The sequence below is a fragment of the Bacillus sp. FJAT-53060 genome (assembly GCF_037104745.1).
Lineage (GTDB): Bacteria > Bacillota > Bacilli > Bacillales > Bacillaceae > Bacillus > Bacillus stratosphericus_B.
This window is the reverse complement of the sequence record NZ_JBAWSW010000005.1, coordinates 77,364-98,100: the sequence shown is the minus strand read 5'-3', so window position 1 is coordinate 98,100 and position 20,737 is coordinate 77,364. Positions and strand designations below refer to the sequence as shown.

20 protein-coding genes and 2 riboswitches are annotated in these 20,737 nt (G+C 41.4%); of the genes, 17 read left to right on the top strand and 3 right to left on the bottom strand.

Features of this window, described 5'->3' with window-relative positions:
• The 3 genes from WAX46_RS03800 to WAX46_RS03790 form a co-directional block, all read left to right on the top strand.
• A partial coding sequence (locus WAX46_RS03800) for an IS3 family transposase (protein WP_336493384.1) occupies nucleotides 1-186 on the top strand: 186 nt, incomplete at its 5' end.
• 781 nt (nucleotides 187-967) lie between these two features.
• The gene (locus WAX46_RS03795) at nucleotides 968-1,336 is read left to right on the top strand and encodes an RlpA-like double-psi beta-barrel domain-containing protein (protein WP_024424478.1); all 369 of its coding nucleotides are present in this window, start codon (nucleotides 968-970) and stop codon (nucleotides 1,334-1,336) included.
• A 74-nt stretch (nucleotides 1,337-1,410) separates the two neighbouring features.
• The gene (locus tag WAX46_RS03790) at nucleotides 1,411-2,454 is read left to right on the top strand and encodes a hypothetical protein (RefSeq protein ID WP_336493382.1); all 1,044 of its coding nucleotides are present in this window, start codon (nucleotides 1,411-1,413) and stop codon (nucleotides 2,452-2,454) included.
• A gap of 215 nt (nucleotides 2,455-2,669) precedes the next feature.
• On the opposite strand, the gene WAX46_RS03785 is transcribed toward WAX46_RS03790, so the two are convergent.
• From WAX46_RS03785 to WAX46_RS03775, 3 genes are all read right to left on the bottom strand, one after another.
• Nucleotides 2,670-3,044 (bottom strand): carboxymuconolactone decarboxylase family protein, encoded by a 375-nt coding sequence (locus WAX46_RS03785; RefSeq protein ID WP_226569365.1) that lies wholly within the window; start codon nucleotides 3,042-3,044, stop codon nucleotides 2,670-2,672.
• Between the two features lie 284 nt (nucleotides 3,045-3,328).
• Nucleotides 3,329-4,858 (bottom strand): multicopper oxidase family protein, encoded by a 1,530-nt coding sequence (locus WAX46_RS03780; protein WP_336493381.1) that lies wholly within the window; start codon nucleotides 4,856-4,858, stop codon nucleotides 3,329-3,331.
• A 98-nt stretch (nucleotides 4,859-4,956) separates the two neighbouring features.
• The gene (locus WAX46_RS03775; RefSeq protein WP_336493380.1) at nucleotides 4,957-5,115 is read right to left on the bottom strand and encodes a hypothetical protein; all 159 of its coding nucleotides are present in this window, start codon (nucleotides 5,113-5,115) and stop codon (nucleotides 4,957-4,959) included.
• A 480-nt stretch (nucleotides 5,116-5,595) separates the two neighbouring features.
• Between WAX46_RS03775 and WAX46_RS03770 the strand changes: the two genes are divergently transcribed.
• The 14 genes from WAX46_RS03770 (at nucleotide 5,596) to purB (ending at nucleotide 20,713) form a co-directional block, all read left to right on the top strand.
• Entirely contained in the window at nucleotides 5,596-6,474 is an 879-nt protein-coding gene (locus WAX46_RS03770; RefSeq protein WP_226569361.1) for a cation diffusion facilitator family transporter, read from the top strand.
• Nucleotides 6,475-6,599: 125 nt separating this feature from the next.
• Nucleotides 6,600-7,562, top strand: a complete 963-nt coding sequence (locus WAX46_RS03765) for an AAA family ATPase (protein ID WP_226569359.1) — start codon at nucleotides 6,600-6,602, stop codon at nucleotides 7,560-7,562.
• 101 nt (nucleotides 7,563-7,663) lie between these two features.
• Entirely contained in the window at nucleotides 7,664-8,746 is a 1,083-nt protein-coding gene (locus tag WAX46_RS03760) for a DUF58 domain-containing protein (protein WP_226569357.1), read from the top strand.
• Between the two features lie 9 nt (nucleotides 8,747-8,755).
• On the top strand, nucleotides 8,756-10,960 hold the full coding sequence (locus WAX46_RS03755) for a transglutaminase TgpA family protein (protein ID WP_226569355.1): 2,205 nt from the start codon (nucleotides 8,756-8,758) through the stop codon (nucleotides 10,958-10,960).
• A 188-nt stretch (nucleotides 10,961-11,148) separates the two neighbouring features.
• Entirely contained in the window at nucleotides 11,149-12,690 is a 1,542-nt protein-coding gene (guaA, locus tag WAX46_RS03750) for a glutamine-hydrolyzing GMP synthase (protein ID WP_226569353.1), read from the top strand.
• A 302-nt stretch (nucleotides 12,691-12,992) separates the two neighbouring features.
• Complete coding sequence (locus WAX46_RS03745; RefSeq protein ID WP_442895655.1) at nucleotides 12,993-13,211, top strand: hypothetical protein; 219 nt, start codon at nucleotides 12,993-12,995, stop codon at nucleotides 13,209-13,211.
• 242 nt (nucleotides 13,212-13,453) lie between these two features.
• Entirely contained in the window at nucleotides 13,454-13,597 is a 144-nt protein-coding gene (locus WAX46_RS03740) for a hypothetical protein (protein ID WP_336493379.1), read from the top strand.
• A gap of 241 nt (nucleotides 13,598-13,838) precedes the next feature.
• A riboswitch (purine riboswitch) is annotated at nucleotides 13,839-13,940 on the top strand.
• A 143-nt stretch (nucleotides 13,941-14,083) separates the two neighbouring features.
• Nucleotides 14,084-15,409, top strand: a complete 1,326-nt coding sequence (locus WAX46_RS03735; RefSeq protein ID WP_226569338.1) for an NCS2 family permease — start codon at nucleotides 14,084-14,086, stop codon at nucleotides 15,407-15,409.
• A gap of 237 nt (nucleotides 15,410-15,646) precedes the next feature.
• The gene (locus tag WAX46_RS03730; RefSeq protein ID WP_336493378.1) at nucleotides 15,647-16,438 is read left to right on the top strand and encodes a hypothetical protein; all 792 of its coding nucleotides are present in this window, start codon (nucleotides 15,647-15,649) and stop codon (nucleotides 16,436-16,438) included.
• A gap of 257 nt (nucleotides 16,439-16,695) precedes the next feature.
• The gene (locus tag WAX46_RS03725) at nucleotides 16,696-17,250 is read left to right on the top strand and encodes a DUF2179 domain-containing protein (RefSeq protein ID WP_226567518.1); all 555 of its coding nucleotides are present in this window, start codon (nucleotides 16,696-16,698) and stop codon (nucleotides 17,248-17,250) included.
• Nucleotides 17,247-17,447, top strand: coding sequence for an NETI motif-containing protein (locus WAX46_RS03720; protein ID WP_226567517.1), 201 nt, complete (start codon nucleotides 17,247-17,249; stop codon nucleotides 17,445-17,447). Before WAX46_RS03725 ends, WAX46_RS03720 begins: the two co-directional genes overlap by 4 nt.
• Nucleotides 17,448-17,526: 79 nt before the next feature.
• A riboswitch (purine riboswitch) is annotated at nucleotides 17,527-17,628 on the top strand.
• 169 nt (nucleotides 17,629-17,797) lie between these two features.
• Entirely contained in the window at nucleotides 17,798-18,286 is a 489-nt protein-coding gene (gene purE / locus WAX46_RS03715; RefSeq protein ID WP_226567516.1) for a 5-(carboxyamino)imidazole ribonucleotide mutase, read from the top strand.
• Entirely contained in the window at nucleotides 18,279-19,421 is a 1,143-nt protein-coding gene (gene purK, locus WAX46_RS03710) for a 5-(carboxyamino)imidazole ribonucleotide synthase (protein ID WP_336493377.1), read from the top strand. The genes purE and purK overlap by 8 nt, the downstream gene beginning before the upstream one ends.
• The gene (purB, locus tag WAX46_RS03705) at nucleotides 19,418-20,713 is read left to right on the top strand and encodes an adenylosuccinate lyase (protein ID WP_336493376.1); all 1,296 of its coding nucleotides are present in this window, start codon (nucleotides 19,418-19,420) and stop codon (nucleotides 20,711-20,713) included. Before purK ends, purB begins: the two co-directional genes overlap by 4 nt.
• Nucleotides 20,714-20,737: the final 24 nt, after the last annotated feature.

The window sequence follows — 20,737 nt, the reverse complement described above, 5'->3', positions numbered from 1 at the left end:
GTTATCGAGAACTTCTTCGGTATCTTAAAGTCTGAATTTCTATACCTAAAAGAATTTGAGGACATCGAACACTTCAAGCAAGAACTTGAACAATATATTGATTACTACAATCACACACGTATAAAGACGAAACTAAAAGGCATGAGTCCGATACAATATCGAACTCATGCCTCGAAAGCTGTCTAATAAATACCGTGTCTAACTTAAGGGGGTCACTTCAAGGCTGGGCGCTTTTTTCTTATTGTGCTGAAAGGGTTGTACTCAGTGGAATAGAAAAATGTACCGAAAATTTAGGAGCCGGAGCACCTAACTCTAGATTTTTACGTAGAAGAGACGATTTGATGGTAACATCCTATTTTTTATAGACGTTCCCTAATGTATCCGCACGAAGCTGTACATTCGAGAAGCTTGCTTTTGAGTAGCTGTTTGTCCCATTGTCCGGCACACGGTGTACCATTAACAACATCAAGGTTTTTCAGGCGTCTAGGATTGGCAACAGGCTGCTTGTAGCGCAATTTCCCATTGAAAATAAAGTGATGCCATCTCCATTAATGATCAGCTTTAAGTTGACACGTGCACCGTCCTTAATGCTTGAATCGTATTCGCTGTTCCAGTATTGACTGCCACTTGCCGATCCACTACAAGAAAGACCTTGTAGACAGAAGGGGTTTTTGAAATACCACTCTCTACAACAGCAGGGTGTATCCATTGTTAATTGTCGCTTTTTTCGGAAGTATAATATTAACCACTTTTCATGAAAATTTCCTCCTTATATTTGAATTCACTTTTATTATATAAATGAAAGAGAGGGGTCTACTTACAATTTTCTGGCTGTTTTTGGTGAAACTTATGAACATCATCGGTCATAAAGTGGTCAACTTGTATTCAAATTGTAATGTGACTGTAAAAAAACTGGATGCATCTTCATGTATAATAAGTGCAGAAACCAAATACGGAGGATTTCTTAATGAATAAAAAGCTTATCACGACAATCGTAACAGTAGCTAGTTTATTTTTAGCGTTTAGTTTCTCACATGGAGCAAGTGCAAAAAAAGTAAGCGGCAATATTACTTGGTATAATGGTGTAGGTAAAAAAGGTGCAGATGGAAAAAAACTTGGTCATTGGGATGCAGCAACTAAAATGGGATTTGACGTACCGAAAAAAGGTACAAAACTAAGAGTGACAACAAAAGCGAAACCACATAAAGTGATTACAGTATATAAGTATGATGTAGGTAGAATGCCAAACGCTGTATTAGACGTGAGTCCGAAAGCATTCAAAGCACTTGGCTATAAAACAAGTAAAGGTGTCGTAAAAGGACATTACACTTATTAAATACATAGACATGCAAAGAAGCGGGAAAAGTTTATTTTCTGGCTTCTTTTCTTGTAGAGAGGGTCTGAAAGTCAATGAAAAAATCAACGTGGTGGACTATAACGGGAGCCGCAGTGATTGCGGCAGTCATTTTTTTCATGCTAAAGCCGGCTCAAGAGGCGAAACATGGGGGAGAAGTCAAAACGAATCAAGATGCAAAAGACGAATTGCTTGTTTCATTTACGGATCAACAGTTAAACAATACATATTTTTTGCATGATCAGGCGCTTCATACGAAGAAACTAACAGCGTATCCTTCACTTGCTTATGATTCTACGAAACAGCTTTTATACTACACGTATACGGATGAAGATACGCAAAAAGTGAGTATTCGCGAATTGAATGTGAAAACTGATCAAGAAAAAACGCTGTTTACCAGTGAAGATTCAATTGATAGTATGAGGCTATCTGGTGACGGAAAGCAGTTGTATTTAAGGTATAACAAGGATTCAGGGGAGCAATTTTATGTAGCAGCTTTTGATTTGGAAAAACGCAAAGTGAAGATGTTGTACCCAGAAAAAAGCGATGATGATACGGTCAGTTCTTTTGCATATGATCCGACTTCAAACCTTTTGGCCATTCAGCATTATTCATTAAAAGAAGATTACCAGAAGACCGATGAAGCCAATGAAAAAGGGATGGATCCTGAACCAACGACCATGAAGATCACCCTTCAAACAGGTGAAAAGGGGAAACGGATTGCAAGCATTTTGCAAACGATCAATGATATTTCATTTTCACCAGATCACAAGAAATTGATTTATACAGAAATAAAGGTTCGAAAGGAAAAAGAAGTATCATCTATTAAGATGCTTGATATAGAAACGGGAAAAACGAATACACTTGTTAAAAACAGCCGGGATATGCATATTTTAAGTGCTGCACAGCCGCAATTCTCTACGGATGGTACATCTGTTTATTTCTTAGGTGTTGCAAAGAACGCAAAGGAATTAAAGGATGACACCGGACGAAAGGCGAAGGTAAGAACCATTTTTGAATACGATATAAAGCAGAGGAAGGTAGAAGCCGCTTGGGAGAAGGATGATGGGATTGTTAACAATTTCACTGTCAATCGTTAAAGGATGCGTTCAGTTATGTGATATAACTGGACGTTTTTTTATTTTGTCATTTGATATTAGGAGAAATATGTGAATTTGTACAGTAAAAGTCGTTTTTTCAGCAGGAAAGCGTGCGCTATTTTCATATTTTGCTGCTATGACATGGTAGGAAAATGGGAGTAAGATGAGTGGAAATAAAAAAACGAGAGGGCAGATGGCTTCTCGTTTTCTCTTATTTAGTTGGTGTTCTTGTCTAGTAAGTTTTGAAAAATGAATAGGGCATTAATAGAATGAGGAAATCCGGCAACTTTTGTACAGTGCTTAATAATTTCCATGACCTCTATGACAGAGAGTCCGATATGTAATGCTTGTTTAAAATGAGCTTTTAATTCTTCATCACAATCGCCTTTTGCGATAAGGGCAGATAATGTGCTGATCGCCTTCTGTTTTTCATCTAAAATGAAGTGATTGAATTCTTTTTGTTCACCGAGTTCAATTGTTAGTTGTTCAATGTTTGATCGAATGCTCTCGTTGTCATGAATTGAAAGCTTCTCCATTTTACCTGCCGCTGCTTTTTGTTTGACCTGGCAAGTCTCTTTTTCTTGATTCAAATTGAACTCCTCCGTTTTTTACCGTAATTTTCCATTTGTTCGCTCACCGTTTCTTATGTCTATTTTGATATAGGTAATGGGTATATAGTAGTATTATCGGTTTGTTACGTCAACTTTTTAAGTTTGAATGTACAAAGACATCTCATTAACTTTCTGCTCATGATCTAGCACCTGAAAGTCAAAAGGAAATAAAGGGCTAATGTATAGATGGCGTTTAGCCCTTTATCAATAACCTGTTCAATATATGATTCTACGCATGTGATGGAAGAGTGTTTTCATTTTTACTATATGATATCCATCGGCCGCATCATGTCATAATCTTCGTGCTCTAAAATATGACAATGCCACACATACCGTCCACTGTATGGGACAAATCGAGCGATGATCCGAATGACTTCACCAGCATGCGCCTGAATGGTGTCTTTATAGCCTTGTTCATGCAAAGGCGGTACTTCATTCGGTCCTGTATATACGATTTTTCCTGTCGATTGATAGACCTCTGTATCGAATGGCCTTCTGTCTATCACTCTGAATTGAACAAGGTGTAAATGAATGGGGTGTGTGCCCCTTGTTGGATTGACGATAGACCATACCTCTACACTGCCAAGTCGAGGATTTTCCGTGACGGGATCATTCCAAAATTGGTTATCTAGTAATAAAATAGGCCGGCCATATTTATCCTGCGTCCCACTAAGTATCAAAGTACGTTCTTTATCAGCTCGACTCGGCCGAAGCGGTGGAAGCTGCTTGGAGATTGGACGTAATGATTTAGGTGCTCTTCCTTTTAGCCGACGTGTGACTTTAAATTGCATAATGTTCGCATCTGTTTCTGGATTGATTTCCTGCCCGCAGTCTGCTTTATTCTTTAGAATGATCGTTTTGTTTTGATAAGCTGAAAAGTCGATAATCACATCGAAACGTTCAGCAGGTGCAATGCTAAAGGACTGGTGATGAACAGGTTTTGGTAAAAAGCCGCCATCAGATCCAATTTGCAAGATCGTAGCATCATTGTCTAAATGCAGCTCGTAAGTCCTTGTATTGGACGCATTTAATATGCGAAAACGGTATTTTCGAGGCTCTACTTCTAAATACGGCCATACTTTTCCATTGACCAAAATGGTCTCACCACAAAAAAAGGGCACGATGGAGGGGGCTGGAATATCACTATCTTCCGGCGTGTTGTTTGGTCTACTTGGGTAATACAGTGAGCCATCCTCCTGAAACGTACGGTCCATAATCATTAATGGAATATCATAATCATCTTTCGGTAATTCTAAGGACCTTTCAAAGGCATCTGAGATTAAGTAAAAGCCAGCTAAGCCTGCGTACACATTTAATCGCGTCAATGCCATCGCATGATCGTGATACCACAATGTGCATGCTTGCTGATGATTTGGGTATTCGTAAATTTGCCGCTCAAAGAAAGGACCGGTCGCTTCAAAGTCTCGTGAAAACCAAGCCTCTGGATAGCCGTCACTGCTAGGTGGTGTAACCCCGCCATGCAGATGAACGACCGTTTTGACTTCTGGTTCATCATGATGATTAGGGTGAATGGAGTGATCGACCGGCAGAAAGTGCTTCAGCGGTAGTTTATTCATCCACTTCACTTTTACTTTTTCATTTCGATTCGCTTTAATGGTTGGACCAGGCAAACTGCCATTATAGGTCCATAGCTTTGTTGGAGGGAGGTCTCTATGAACTTTTAAGAACACCTCCTCCATGGCGATTTCATAATAAGTTTGTTTTGGGTTCTTTTTAACGGGCTCCGCTACTTCTGGAATTGGCAGCTCGTCAACAAATTTTTCTAGGTTCATGTTGTCTAATCCTCACTTAACATTCAGTTTTATACATTATAAGTGCGGACATCAAAATAGGTGAATAAAATAAAAAAACCCTCTTTTCAGCAGGAGAATCAAGGGTGTTTATTTTCAAGAGCTGCATTTGTAGGCATTTTTTTATTCAGTTTAAAGGTAAAATAAGCAGCCAGTACACCAATGGTAATGATACTCGTCAAAATGAGCTGTGGTCTAAGCCCTTCCCCAATGACCCCGGCAAAATATGTCTTGGACATTACTTTATCTCCAAACATTTCTCTTCAATAGAGAATTTGTTTTTTAGAATGTTTTAAATTTTATCAAAATGAATTGTCATTCAGCATTGGACAGGTTATCAAAATGACATTTTAAACTTCTTAACGATGTTAAAAAGTTTAAAGAGTTTGAGAGATTATGTTCCCTCGATTTTCTCGGCTCATTCTTAAAAAAGCATAAGAAAGAAACGAGGAAAGCTGTGTCTTAAAATAAAATGATTCTGATAATTTATCAAAAGAATAATGTTGCTCTTATGTAAATGTCGGAGTGTATCGGATAAAGGTTGATGAGAGTAGGTCTTGAGGTCAATTAACATGATAAAAATAAGTTTGCTTAGGTCAACACATTTCAATGTAGCCTATTTTGCTGACGCAAGCGAATCATGTTGCTGTAGACCCACACGGACTTTGCTTTGTAAAATAAATAATAGAAAAGCTGTGTGTGAGGAGGCGCTGTACAACATGGAGCGCTATAATGAATTAAGACAAGGTGAAACAGGTGCATGGGTCAGCATCATTGCCTATTTGATCTTATCTGCTGTCAAACTCATCATTGGGTATGTGTTTCATTCAGAAGCTCTTTCGGCGGATGGATTGAATAATACGACAGATATTATTGCATCGCTTGCCGTGTTAATGGGGCTCCGTATTTCTCAGAAGCCACCTGATGAAGATCATCCATACGGTCATTTTAGGGCAGAAAATATTGCGTCCCTTGTAGCTTCCTTTATTATGATGCTTGTAGGGCTTCAGGTTTTGCTGAGTGCAGGCCAGTCGCTTTTCTCATCTGAGCATCAAACACCTGATATGATTGCGGCTTGGACGGCAGCAGGAAGTGCTGTTGTGATGTACGGTGTTTATATATACAACCGTAATCTGTCCAAACGGGTCAATAGCCAGGCTCTTTATGCAGCAGCAGCTGATAATAAATCAGATGCGTATGTGAGCATCGGTACATTTGTGGGGATCATCGCCTCACAATTTCAGCTGGCATGGATGGATACGCTTGTTGCATTTGTCATTGGCCTAATTATATGTAAAACGGCGTGGGACATTTTCAGAGATGCCTCTCATTCGTTAACCGACGGTTTTCATATAAAAGATATGTCGAAGTATAAAGAGACCATTGAGGCGACACCAGGAGTGGGCGATTTAAAGGATATTAAGGCTCGTTATCTTGGGAGTACGGTACATGTTGATGTGGTTGTTGAGGTAGAGCCGCACTTGAACATTTCAGAAAGCCATGATATTGCAGATGAAATCGAACGTAGGATGAAAAAAGAACATGATATTTTACACTCTCATGTTCATATGGAGCCAGCAAGTCGTCTAAAGAAATGAAGAAGTCTTTTCCATCGTGAGAAGACTTTTTTTCGTTTCTGCCGTGCGGATGTTTATGCAAATGCGTGTCGTATGGTAAAGTTAGACTATATGAAAATTGACGGAAACGTGATAGGAGGATCAGGATGGCATTTGATGAACCGATGCATTCAGATTTACAAAAAATTGTAGATAACATCAATAAAGTCATGGTTGGAAAAAAAGACATTGCGATATTAAGCCTTGTTGCGATATTGGCAAAGGGGCATGTGTTATTAGAGGATGTGCCTGGCGTTGGGAAGACAATGATGGTTCGTGCGTTGGCAAAATCAATTAGCTGTGAGTTTAAGCGGATCCAATTCACTCCTGACCTTTTGCCTTCAGATGTAACAGGTGTATCGATTTATAATAAAAAGACAAATGAGTTTGAATTCAGGCAAGGACCGATTATGGGGCAGATTATTTTGGCGGATGAAATCAACCGGACCTCTCCTAAAACACAATCAGCACTACTTGAAGCGATGGAGGAAGGCAGTGTCACAGTGGACGGTGAAACGATGCCACTTGCGAATCCTTTTTTTGTCATGGCCACGCAAAATCCTGTGGAATATGAAGGAACATATCCGCTGCCAGAAGCGCAAATGGACCGTTTTTTATTCAAGCTGCAGATGGGATATCCCACCATGCTGGAGGAGCTAGAGGTGCTCAACTTGCAAGAGAAGCAATCCCCGATCGACACGCTCCAAGCCGTGATAACGAAGGAGCATATCCATGCTTTGCAGCAAGCCGTACAGACAGTACATGTGGATGCATCCATTAAAGAATATATTGTGGAAATCGCCCAAGCAACGAGAAATCACCCCTCCGTTTATTTAGGTGTGAGTCCAAGGGGGTCGATTGCACTCATGAAGGTAGCGCAGGCATATGCGCTTTTGAATCAGCGGGATTTTGTGATTCCAGATGATGTGCAGTATTTGGCGCCCTATACATTGCCGCATCGAATGATTTTGACATCAGAAGCGACGTATGAAGGGAAGAAGGCGGAGACACTGCTACGACAGATGCTTGAGTATATTGGCGTACCAGTTCAAAAGTCGATGACTCAATGAAGTCACGTGACCGTTTATTTGTTTCATTATGGTTACGGGTTTTTATGCTCGTAATCCTCACTACGGCAGCCTTTTGCTATGCCATGTTTCAGGGGGGCTTTGTGAGTTGGTTCCTTTTTTATACATTTTTACCATATGCTTTGTATGCTTTGCTGTTTGCGCTTGTTCCGCTTCGCGCGACAGCCAAAAGGACATTGAAGCATACCAGGTTGAAGGCGGGGGAAATGTTGTATGTTGACCTTGAAATCAAGCGGTCGAATCCATTTCCGTATGTTTACGTCATTATTGAGGATTCGCCGGACACCTTCCACTTGCAGGAACAGATTGAAATGAAGAAAATGCTGTTCCCGTGGTTTCGGAAAACGTGGCGATTTTCTTATCAATTGAATGATATCGTGCGGGGGGAGCATCATTTGACAGCGATCAGAATCAAAACGGGCGATATGTTTGGTTTTGTTGAAAAAGAGGTGATCATTCCGTTAGAAAAAAAGCTCCTCGTCTATCCAAAGGTACTGGATTTTCCGGTTGAATCTGTTGAGTCAGTGAATGAAAATGGAGATAAAGCGGTTCACTCATGGGTAAATGAACCGATCAATGTGACAACAGGTGTGCGTGAATATCAGCAAGGAGACCGTTTTGCTTGGGTGGACTGGAAGACGACGGCCAAAAGAGGTCAGCTGATGACCAAGGAGTTTGAACAGAATCAGACAAAGGATCTTGTCGTATTTGCTGATTTTACGGATGAAGCCGTTTTTGAGACAGTGGTGTCTATTGCGGCATCTGTTCTCCAAATGGCTGTCAAAAAAGGGATGCCGGCAGGTCTCGTTCCTCTTGGAGATCAGCATGCCTTTCGTGTGAACCAAGGAGATCTGCATTTACAGGACATGCTCTATTATTTAACAAGGGTGCAGCACCGGCCTTCTCGATTATTAGAATTGAAATCGTTAGCAATGAGTGAATACCAGCACACAGGAAAATATGTCGTAACGGGTCATTTGCAGGAAGAGCTCGCTGCCAGTCTTCTTGGAAATCGAAACAGAAAGAACATCACCGTTCTTTTAGTGAAGAGAGCCGTTGACCGATTGACGGCAAAAGAAAAACAGCTTGTAGACCGGTTAAAAGCTTCTGGAATACGCACCACACTTTTATTTGAAGACCGGTTGCATGAAAGAATTGTGAGGTGACAAACATTTATGCTGCATACTCATCAGCGGCAGAGTCGTTTTGAGTTGTTCTTCTATTATTGTGTAGCATTTCTGCTGCTTTGGGAGTGGCTTCGTCCGCTTCAAGATTTAACAGAGACGAGTCATACGTCTTATTTCATTATTTTTATAGGGCTTACGAGTTTGTTCACTTTCTTTCGTCTGAAGTGGTATGTGACGTTTCCTATATGTGCTGGACTTATTCTACTTGCCTTATATTTGATCTTTTATCAATTAGAGACAAGCTATCCGGCTGCTTTATTTGCTGATATCAAAGATAATATCACTATAATGAGCATGGGAATGTGGAGTGACATGTATCCGTCTTTCCGCACATTGTTGTTTTATATTTTGCTTTGGCTGCTTGTGTATTTGCTTCATTATTGGGTCGTCTATCAGCAGCGCATCTTTTTCTTTTTACTCATGACGATTGTGTATGTCACAATCCTTGATACGTTTACACCTTATGACGCGACCTTTGCTATCGTTCGAATTATGGTGTTTGGCTTTTGTTTGCTTGGATTGCTGTATTTCGATCGACTGCGTTCGGCTGAAGGTGTGCGGGTGTCACAGAAAGCGCGTTTTCACTGGTTCTTGCCCATGCTGGCGCTTGTCCTCGTATCAGCGTTAATCGGTGCTTCTTTGCCAAAGTCTGAACCGAAATGGCCTGACCCTGTACCGTTTTTTAAGGCGGTCACGAATCAAGATGGAACAGCAGGGCAGAATAAGGTGGGATATAGTACGGACGATTCGTATCTTGGTGGGCCGTTTAGTGAGGACCGCACACCAGTATTTAAATGGAGCGGAAAGGAGCCTTCTTATTTTCGTGTAGAAACAAAAAGCATTTACACGGGGAAAGGCTGGGAGGATGCTTCAAATGATAATAAGCCTACTCAATTAAAAGACGACGATGTCCCAAATCGATGGTTTACCGAGCGTGTGAAAACAGAGGTTCATGAAACGAGAGTCGATATGGAGCCTGACTATCGATTTAATCATGCCGTTTATCCGATTGGTACGATCACACTGACGCCAATGGAAAACATCCCGCTGCAAATGATGGGCAAGACGGAAAAAATTGTGCCGTCTATTCAAAACCCGCCTAAAAATTTAGGGAACTATCAAATTAGCTTTTTATCACCTACATTTATCCTTGAGGATTTACAGCAGATTAAAGTGCCGACTAAGCAGCAGGTGAATCAGCAGGTTGGACGTGTTTATTTACAGCTTCCATCCTCATTGCCAGAGCGTGTGAAAACATTGGCAAACAGCTTAACGGAAACAAAGGATAATATGTACGATAAAGCAAAAGCGATTGAGGATTACTTAGAATCTGCGAAATTTTCATATGAAACGCAAAATGTCGCTGTGCCTGGACGTAATGAAGATTATGTGGATCAATTCTTATTTAAAACGATGATCGGCTATTGTGATAATTTTTCAACCTCTATGATTGTGATGCTTCGTTCGATCGGTATTCCGGCGAGATGGGTGAAAGGATATACGTCTGGTCAGTTATATGAAACACAAATCGATGGAAACAGTGTGTATGAAGTGACCAATAACAATGCACATTCATGGGTAGAGGTCTATTTTCCAAACCGGGGCTGGGTGACCTTTGAACCGACAAAAGGATTTATGAACCCAGAGACAATTACAAATGAAGCTGTTGCTAGCGATCAAACGGATGATCAAAAGGAAGACGAGGATCAGCCTACGTTTGATGATGCACGAGAAGATCAGCAGCCAGAACAGCCACGGCAGCAGGAGGAGCAACAGGCAGAGCCAAAGGAACAAACAGCTCAAACAAAGTCAAGTATGGTGTATGTTGGTTCGATCATGGGATATGTTGCAGGTGCTGTCTCCCTTCTTGGGTTCATCAGCTGGATGCTGTATCGATTCAGGGCAAGATGGCTGCTATTCTTCATTGTTCGAAAGGTGAAACGTCTGCCAGATGAGGAAGCCTTTTTCTATGCGTATGCTTCCTTACTAAAGCAGCTGAAGCGCAGGGGGATTGAAAAAAAGCCAGGTATGACGCTAAGAGAATTTGCTTCTTTGATAGATGGCAACGATGGAGATCATCACATGTCAGAGCTTACGCAGCTCTATGAGCGGGCGTTTTATCGACGAGAAGATGCGTCAGAACTTTGGCGGCAATCCGCAAAGTTATGGGAAAATTTAATAAACAAGAGATAGTCTTGACCGCGTACCTTCCTGTTGTTAGAATAGGTGAATATTAAAACCTTCTAAAATACATGAAATTGAAGCGTTCGGATATGAGTCTGGGCGCTTCAAAAGCGTGATTTCACACTGAGAGCAGGTTTTCTCCTCTCATTTTTTCTGTGCGTTTATAAAAAAACTATATTGGATATAGAGGTGACACCATGACAAATTTAGTAAATGAAATGATCTTGGTTCTCGATTTCGGCAGTCAGTACAATCAGTTGATCACACGCCGTATTCGTGAATTTGGTGTGTACAGTGAGCTTCATCCTCACAATTTAACTGCTGAAAAAATTAAAGAAATGGCGCCTAAAGGAATTATCCTTTCGGGTGGACCGAACAGTGTTTATGATGAAGGATCTTTCCGCTGTGATGAAAAGATTTTTGATCTAGGCATCCCGGTTCTAGGCATTTGCTACGGCATGCAGCTGATGACTCACTATTTCGGCGGGAAAGTAGAGGCGGCAAGCCAGCGTGAATATGGGAAAGCAGATATCCACATTAACGGAACTCCTGCTTTATTCAAAGACCTTCCGAATAAGCAAGTGGTTTGGATGAGCCATGGTGACCTTGTCGTTGAAGTACCAGAAGGCTTTACAGTGGATGCAACAAGTGCACATTGTCCAAACTCAGCGATAAGCTTAGCTGAGAAAAACTTCTATGGCGTTCAGTTCCATCCAGAGGTTCGTCACTCTGAGTACGGGAACGACCTATTGAAAAACTTTGTCTTCGGTGTGTGTGATTGTGAGGGCAAATGGTCCATGGAGAACTTCATTGAAATCGAAATGCAGAAAATCCGTGAAACAGTGGGCGACAAACAAGTATTGTGCGCACTAAGCGGCGGTGTGGATTCATCTGTTGTGGCAGTATTGATCCACAAAGCCATCGGCGATCAGCTGACATGTATTTTCGTTGACCACGGTCTTCTTCGTAAAGGCGAAGCAGAAGGGGTTATGAAAACATTTAGTGAAGGTTTCAACATGAACGTGATTAAAGTAGATGCGAAAGATCGTTTCTTAGACAAGTTAAAAGGTGTGTCTGATCCTGAGCAAAAACGTAAAATCATCGGGAACGAATTCATCTATGTATTCGATGATGAAGCGGACAAGCTAAAAGGAATCGACTACTTAGCACAAGGAACACTTTACACAGACATCATTGAGAGCGGAACAGCAACGGCACAAACAATCAAATCTCACCACAACGTAGGCGGTCTTCCAGAAGACATGCAGTTTGAATTGATTGAGCCACTCAATACCCTATTCAAGGATGAAGTCCGTGCCTTAGGGTCAGAGCTAGGCATTCCTGACGACATCGTCTGGAGACAGCCATTCCCAGGTCCAGGACTAGGTATCCGTGTACTAGGTGAAATTTCTGAAGAAAAACTAGAAATCGTCCGTGAATCTGATGCGATTCTCCGCGAAGAAATTGCTAACTTCGGCCTTGAGCGCGACATCTGGCAATACTTCACGGTCCTCCCAGACATCCGCAGCGTAGGTGTCATGGGTGACGCAAGAACATACGACTACACAATTGGTATCCGTGCTGTTACCTCTATTGATGGTATGACGAGTGACTGGGCAAGAATCCCTTGGGATGTGCTTGAGAAGATCTCAACTCGTATCGTCAACGAAGTAAAGCATATTAACCGCGTGGTGTATGATATTACGAGTAAGCCGCCTGCTACGATTGAGTGGGAGTAAATTGCCACTCTAAATTGAAGTGAGAAAGCCTATTTTACAGCGTTTTCTTGGAATGTAAAACGGATAACAAACACTAAAAATTAAATAATTTCCTGCCAAAAAACCTGCCAAGAAGTTTTTCAGCAGGTTTTTGTTTTATTTAGAATTAGTAAAATGCATGGAATTACTATTTTACAAACTCTTCTTTTAAGGAATAGAAAACTAAATTTGTGTATATTATTAATCTGTTATAACAAGTATCGCATTAATCGTTTTAGGAATTTCTGCTTTTATTGCACTCTGGCCATATGGGGAATCGCTACGTGGACCACAACACCAGCGAAACAATTACACCTCATCTCCCTCAAACCCCAAGCATCAGAACCGTGCTCAGCTTTAATACAGCCATCATGAACATTGGCATGATGCTCGGATCGTCAATTGGCGTCGTGATTATACAATATACAAAGATCACATATTTGAGCTGGATTGGCGGGTTAGCCAGCCTAGCTGCTTTGATGAATTCGTTATTAGTTCTATAGCAATCATTTGTTATTATTTCCGGCACCGCCAAGTAGTGGATCAAAGCTTTTTTTTACGTTTTTAAGGGAATAGAATTAGATGAGATTTTTCAAGCTATAAGACTAGGGACTAGCATGGGGATTTTTTAGTAACATCTAATAAAGATGATCATATAATCTCCATTACTAACCAATCACAAGACCAAAAAATTAAAACATCAAAAGGTATTAAGATTTTTGATACGTTTCAGGATGTAATAAAAATGTATGGGGAAGAATACAAAAATCTTTGGTTTGTAGAAGGGTATGAGACAGGAATTCAATATCAAGATAAAGATGAACGACTTCTCCTAGAATTTTTCTTTAATGAAGATAAATTGTACCGTATTGAAATAATTAAAAAGTAATGCGCTAAATTTTTGAGAGATTATACCTTGATTTTCCCTGTTGGGAACATTCGCTTTCATTTTGATGCTTACTCTGAGTTTCTTAGCGATTTCGAATGTTTTTCTAATTCAAGACAAGAAATATAAAGAACTAGATACGATTTTCCAATTTCGTTTAATAAGACGAATGAAGCGGACATTTCTTTGAAAAATGTTCGCTTTTCGTATTGTGTTTTAAAAATGAAGTTGGTACAATAGACACAGAAATCAAATAGATAGAAGTCGTATAATGGCGGGGATATGGCCCGCAAGTTTCTACCAAGCTACCGTAAATGGCTTGACTACGTCAATTCACACTCGTTTGATATAAATCATGCATTGTTCTTGTTTTATGTCACGTCTGAATTCACACTTGTAGTCAAGCGTCCCAAACTGTTGGGGCGTTTTTTATTTGACTTGTGAATGGGACAGACAAAAGCAAAAGGACATGAAGGGAGTCAGTTGGCTTTGAAAGAGTTTTTTCAGTTTGATGAGTTAGGAACGAATTATCGCAGAGAGATCATCGGCGGTTTAACGACATTTTTGTCGATGGCTTACATCTTGTTTGTCAATCCGATCACACTTGCTTTAGTGGCAGTACCGGATTTTCCAGATAAATTACGAATTGATCAGGGGGCTGTCTTTACAGCTACGGCGTTAGCTTCTGCAGCAGGGTGTTTCCTGATGGGATTGATCGCCAGGTATCCGATTGCGATTGCACCAGGTATGGGGCTGAATGCGTTCTTCGCCTTCTCGGTCGTTCTTGGCATGGGCATCTCATGGCAGGCGGCATTATCAGGTGTTTTTGTTTCAGGATTGATTTTCGTTGCACTTTCTTTAACAGGTCTCCGTGAAAAAATCATCAATGCCATTCCGGCTGATCTGAAGCTGGCTGTTGGTGCTGGTATTGGTTTGTTCATTACGTTTGTGGGTCTGCAAGGCTCTGGCATTATCGCCAATAATGATAATACACTCGTTTCTATTGGAAACATTCATAGTGGTCCTGTGCTGTTAACGGTGTTTGGTATTGTTGTAACTGTCATTTTAATGGTTCTTCGAGTGAATGCAGGTGTCTTCATTGGGATGCTTGTGACGGCTATTGCAGGGATGATTTTTGGTCTTGTGCCAATACCATCTCAAATTGTAGGAAGTATTCCAAGTTTATCTCCGACCTTTGGTCAAGCCTTGATTCACTTACCAGAGATCTTCTCGATCCAAATGCTTGTTGTCATTTTAACGTTCCTGTTCGTTGGGTTCTTTGATACAGCTGGTACACTTGTGGCTGTTGCAACACAAGCTGGTTTAATGAAAAATAATGAGCTGCCGCGTGCAGGAAGAGCCCTGCTAGCGGATTCTTCTTCTATCGTTGTAGGTTCTGTCCTTGGAACATCAACCACGACGTCTTATGTTGAATCTAGCTCAGGTGTTGCAGCTGGTGCTCGTTCTGGTTTTGCAGCAGTCGTGACAGGTATCTTCTTCTTGCTTGCGATGTTCTTCTCACCACTTTTATCTGTCGTCACGTCGAATGTGACCGCACCTGCCTTGATCATTGTCGGGGTATTGATGGTAGCACCGCTTGCAAAGATTGCATGGGATCGTTTTGAAATTGCGGTACCAGCCTTCCTCACGATGATTATGATGCCACTCACATACAGCATTGCGACAGGGATTGCGATTGGTTTCATTTTCTATCCCATTACAATGATCTTTAAAGGAAAAGCAAAAGAAGTACATCCAATTATGTACGGATTGTTTGTCATCTTTATTCTATATTTTGCTTTCTTAAATCATTAATTGTAGACAAAGGGTTTGTCTACACGCTGAAGCAGCAGCTCATGGAAGCTGCTGTTTTTTGTTTTGTCTTATTTTCTTGCCATTTTAAAACCTCTGCTGCCTTTTATCCGTCTAATCGTATGAAGGTCAAGGAATCTTGACTGAATCGAGAGACTCCGCTACTTTAGTTAGGAGTCATCCGGACAGGTCACTTCATTGAGCTTGTTCGGATTGGGTTGGGATAGGAGTTGATATGAGGTGTTAGAGAAAGATCAAGAGCAAGTCACACCTGAAATGAAAAATGAAGAGCCATCAATAGATCAAGAAACAAGACAATCTCGCCTCAGCCGCAGCGCTGCAAAACGAGGAAGAACCTCAAAAGCACATGATGATGAGCGTTCAGCCATTCAGCGCATAATGAGAAGTGTAGGCGGTGCGTTTCAGCGTTATGGTTCATATGGACTTGCGATGTTAAAATCCCCGAGTCAAGGCATGAATCAAGCGGAAACATTACGCATGAAGTATGCCTGGATTTCAATTGTGTTATTCAGCGTGTTTTTTGCTTTAGGCAACTATGTTCAATTAAAGGCATCAAAGACCCGTTTATTAGGCTTTGGCATTCATTATTCCTTTGGTGAAGCTTTTTTGAATGTAGCTATCTTTACACTCATCCTGTTGACATTGATGATGCTTACGGTCTGGGTGCTCAGCAAGTACATGTTGAAAGGAAACATATCGCTGAAAGAAGTCATTATGAAGTTTGGAGCGGCGCTTGTGCCGGTGCTTCTTTTATCTATCTTTTGGCTTGTGTTTTCCATACTGAATATTCCATATGTAACAGTTATTTTATCCATGATGATATTTTTCGGTCTTCAGTTGATTGCAGTTGTGCTCTTTCGCTCGATTCAATCAGAGCATAAAGCCGTCCGTGGAGATTTAATGTATGCTGGCTGGGTATTTTTATTGGTTGAGTTGATGATCATTGCACTGCTCTGGAGCATTGTTGGAGAGTATTTGATTCCATCACTTGTGCCTGTCCGATTTGGATAAAACACGCTGAAAAGAAGACAAAGGGCTAAAATAAAGATCATTTTAGCCCTTTGTCAAAAATCTAAAACCTCCTTTTTTTGAAAAGGAGGTTTTCATGTTGAGAAGAGGAAAAAACGGGTACACTCTTGGTATTACAATCCTCCCTTGTTGTCGAAAGATATAGGTGTTTTTCTGGCGCAAATTTGATTGTATCAAGGTTTGTTCTCTAGTAGAATATGGGGTGCTTTATTTGATTTTTAGTGCAGGGGGTGCGAATCGTGCTTCAACTACTTTTATCCAATGCGTTCACCATGGTTTTAATCATTTTAGTGATTAACATTGTCTATGTCTCTTTTTCCACCATGCGTTTGATTTTAACAATGAAAGGCAGACGGTACGTAGCTGCTTTTGCTGGTACAGTCGAAATGCTCATTTATGTCATTGGTTTAAGTATCGTACTCGATAACTTAGATCAAGTACAAAATGTCATTGCATATGCAATAGGTTATGGGATTGGGATCATTGTCGGGATGAAAATTGAAGAGAAGCTGGCACTTGGCTACATTACTGTGAATGTGATTACAAAAGAATTGGATCTAGATCTCCCAAGACAATTGAGAGAAAAGGGATATGGTGTCACCAACTGGGTAGTAGGCGGTCTTGAAGGAGACCGGACAGCGATGCAAATTTTAACACCGAGAAAATATGAACTGCAATTATATGAAACGATTAAAACGCTTGATTCAAAGGCGTTTATTATCTCATATGAGCCCAAATCGATTCATGGCGGCTTCTGGGTGAAGGCTGTGAAGAAAAGGAGAATTAAAGAATGACCGCAAAACCAAAGAAGAAGAGATTCTATGTAGAAGACAACATGACGATTGATCAAGTGTTGTCCCAGATGGCAGAGGAAGGCTACTCGCCTGTCCGTCGAATGGAGGAGCCGATCTTTCAGGAAAAGAAGAAAAATGGGTCGATTCAGATCATTCCGATTGGGAAAAAAATCGTATTTGAAGGAAAAATAGTCTAAATCCGAACATTAGAACGACGACTTCATAGATTGTTCGATAAATCCGTTGACATCATGAACATCCGTTGTTAAGATAAACATGAAATCAAAACACGAACCTCATATAATCTTGGGAATATGGCCCATAAGTTTCTACCCAGTTACCATAAATGACTGGACTATGCAGGATAGTGAACAAAACTGACATGGCTTTTTAAAAGCGAACAGCGCTTACCATGGCCCGGTTTGTGTTGCTTCCTAACAATGCAATACAAATCGGGTCTTTTTGTTCGGCGTTTGACATGCTGCTTAGGTTTGGGGAGCGTGTCAAACGATACAAAATCGAATATCAGCTTAAAGGTGGGGACAAAATGAAGCCGCTTGTAGGTGTCATCATGGGAAGTACATCTGATTGGGAAACAATGAAAAATGCGTGCGATATCTTAGAGGAACTAGACATTCTGTATGAAAAACAGGTAGTATCCGCACATCGGACACCTGACTTAATGTTTGAATATGCGACTGAAGCAAGAGGTAAAGGACTAAAAGTCATTATTGCCGGTGCTGGAGGCGCAGCACATTTACCGGGGATGGTCGCAGCAAAAACGACACTGCCGGTCATTGGTGTGCCCGTTCAATCAAAGGCACTGAATGGGCTGGATTCCTTATTATCCATCGTTCAAATGCCAGGCGGTGTGCCAGTTGCCTCAGTGGCTATTGGCAAAGCCGGTGCAACAAATGCTGGCCTCTTAGCCGCACAAATGATCTCAGCATTTGATGAAACAATTGCAGCTCGTCTTGAAGAAAGAAGAGAACAAACAAAACAGACTGTACTAGAAAGCAGTGATCAGCTTGGCTAAGCAGACCATTTTTCCAAACGCAACCATTGGTATTATCGGCGGAGGACAGCTTGGCAGATACATGGCCGTTAGCGCAAAGCAAATGGGGTACTGGGCAGCTGCCCTAGACCCAGTCACACAATCTCCATGTGGACAGGTTGCTGATACAGAAATCACAGCAGCATATAGTGATCTTGAAGCGATTCGAAAGCTAGCAGAAATCAGCGATGTGGTGACTTATGAGTTTGAAAATATTGATTATGATGCACTCAATCAACTGAAGGAAGAGGCCTATTTACCACAAGGAAGCGAAATTCTTCTTTTAACTCAAAACCGTGAAACCGAGAAAAAAGGGATTGTAGACGCAGGCTGTGAAGTAGCACCTTATCGCATCATTCATGATGAAAAGGAGCTAGAAGACGCAGCGAACGTGATTGGATTGCCCGCCGTGCTGAAAACATGCCGGGGCGGTTACGACGGAAAAGGACAGTACGTGATCAAAGAGAAGGGTCAGCTTCAAGAAGCAGCCGCATTGCTCTCGCATGGAACATGTATTTTAGAAAGCTGGGTCCCATTTCAAATGGAACTGTCCGTTATCGTCACGCGTTCTGTTCATGGGGAAATTGCGGTATTCCCAGTCGCTGAGAACATTCATAAGCACAATATTTTATTCCAAAGCATCGTGCCTGCAAGGGTAGATGACAGCATTCAGGAGAAGGCGAAGGAGCTGGCAACGAAACTTGCTGAAAAGCTGGGGTTAGTCGGTACGCTTGCTGTAGAACTGTTCCTGACAAACGAAGGAAAGCTACTAGTCAATGAACTGGCACCACGCCCGCATAATTCGGGTCATTATACACTCGATTTATGTGAGACCAGTCAGTTTGAACAGCACATTCGTGCGATATGTGGGTTGCCACTTGGCGGTACAGCCCTTTTATCAGAGGGCATGATGGTGAACTTACTGGGCGATGAAGTGGACATCCCAAAAGAGCATCCTGAGCTTTTAAAGGAAGCGAAGCTCTATCTATATGGAAAGCATGAAGTGAAAGCCGGCCGCAAAATGGGGCATATGACGTTTATGAAAAAGCTCGAAGATGAATGGATGATAAACATCACAAAGATATGGACTGAAAGAGATGGAGGAAACGGGAAATGATCGAACGTTACGCACGACCAGAAATGTCAGCAATCTGGACAGAGGAAAACAAATTTAACGCATGGCTTGAAGTAGAAATTCTCGCTTGTGAAGCTTGGGCAGAACTTGGCATTATTCCGAAAGAAGACGTTGTGACGATGCGCAAGAATGCAAGCTTTGATATTGGACGTATTTTAGAGATCGAACAAGACACGCGCCACGACGTGGTTGCCTTTACGCGTGCTGTATCTGAATCTCTAGGAGAAGAAAGAAAGTGGGTTCATTACGGATTAACATCTACAGACGTGGTGGATACGGCGCTTTCATATCTATTAAAACAGGCGAACGATATCTTGCTCGAGGACATTGAGAGATTTGTTGATATATTAAAAGAAAAAGCAAAAGAGCACAAATATACCGTCATGATGGGCCGTACACACGGTGTACATGCTGAACCGACAACATTTGGCCTGAAGCTTGCTCTTTGGTACGAAGAAATGAAGCGTAACTTAGAACGTTTTAAACATGCAAAAGCTGGCATCGAATACGGCAAAATCTCTGGTGCTGTTGGCACATATGCGAACATCGACCCGTTTGTTGAGCAATATGTATGTGAGAAACTTGGCATCAAAGCTGCACCAATTTCAACCCAAACCTTGCAGCGTGATCGTCATGCAGATTACATGGCAACTCTTGCTTTAGTCGCCACAAGCATTGAGAAATTTGCTGTTGAAATTCGTGGTCTTCAAAAGAGTGAAACACGTGAAGTAGAAGAGTTCTTTGCAAAAGGACAAAAAGGATCATCCGCTATGCCGCATAAACGGAACCCAATCGGCTCTGAAAATATGACTGGAATTGCCCGTGTCATCCGTGGTTACATGCTGACAGCCTATGAAAATGTACCGCTTTGGCATGAGCGTGATATTTCTCATTCATCTGCTGAACGCATCATCTTACCAGATGCAACGATTGCACTAAACTATATGCTGGATCGTTTCTCCAACATTGTGAAGAACTTGACGGTCTTCCCTGAGAATATGAAACGCAACATGGATCGCACACTTGGCTTGATCTACTCTCAGCGTGTCCTTCTCGCGTTAATTGATACAGGCATGGCACGTGAAGAAGCGTATGATACTGTTCAGCCAAAGGCGATGGAAGCATGGGAAAAGCAAGTGCCATTCCGTTCTTTAGTAGAAGCAGAAGAGAAAATCACATCACGCCTAACACCTGAACAAATCGCTGACTGCTTCAATTACAACTATCACTTGAAAAATGTCGATATGATTTTCGAGCGTCTAGGTCTTGTGTAAGAAATGGACCGCCTGCTAGTTAGG

Bases quoted from the DNA above. Each gene is read 5' to 3' on its own strand.
- WAX46_RS03795 (WP_024424478.1), top strand. From the start codon at position 968: ATGAATAAAAAGCTTATCACGACAATCGTAACAGTAGCTAGTTTATTT.
- WAX46_RS03790 (WP_336493382.1), top strand. From the start codon at position 1,411: ATGAAAAAATCAACGTGGTGGACTATAACGGGAGCCGCAGTGATTGCG.
- WAX46_RS03780 (WP_336493381.1), bottom strand. From the start codon at position 4,858: ATGAACCTAGAAAAATTTGTTGACGAGCTGCCAATTCCAGAAGTAGCG.
- WAX46_RS03775 (WP_336493380.1), bottom strand. From the start codon at position 5,115: ATGTCCAAGACATATTTTGCCGGGGTCATTGGGGAAGGGCTTAGACCA.
- WAX46_RS03770 (WP_226569361.1), top strand. From the start codon at position 5,596: ATGGAGCGCTATAATGAATTAAGACAAGGTGAAACAGGTGCATGGGTC.
- WAX46_RS03765 (WP_226569359.1), top strand. From the start codon at position 6,600: ATGGCATTTGATGAACCGATGCATTCAGATTTACAAAAAATTGTAGAT.
- WAX46_RS03755 (WP_226569355.1), top strand. From the start codon at position 8,756: ATGCTGCATACTCATCAGCGGCAGAGTCGTTTTGAGTTGTTCTTCTAT.
- guaA (WP_226569353.1), top strand. From the start codon at position 11,149: ATGACAAATTTAGTAAATGAAATGATCTTGGTTCTCGATTTCGGCAGT.
- WAX46_RS03740 (WP_336493379.1), top strand. From the start codon at position 13,454: ATGTATGGGGAAGAATACAAAAATCTTTGGTTTGTAGAAGGGTATGAG.
- WAX46_RS03720 (WP_226567517.1), top strand. From the start codon at position 17,247: ATGACCGCAAAACCAAAGAAGAAGAGATTCTATGTAGAAGACAACATG.
- purE (WP_226567516.1), top strand. From the start codon at position 17,798: ATGAAGCCGCTTGTAGGTGTCATCATGGGAAGTACATCTGATTGGGAA.
- purB (WP_336493376.1), top strand. From the start codon at position 19,418: ATGATCGAACGTTACGCACGACCAGAAATGTCAGCAATCTGGACAGAG.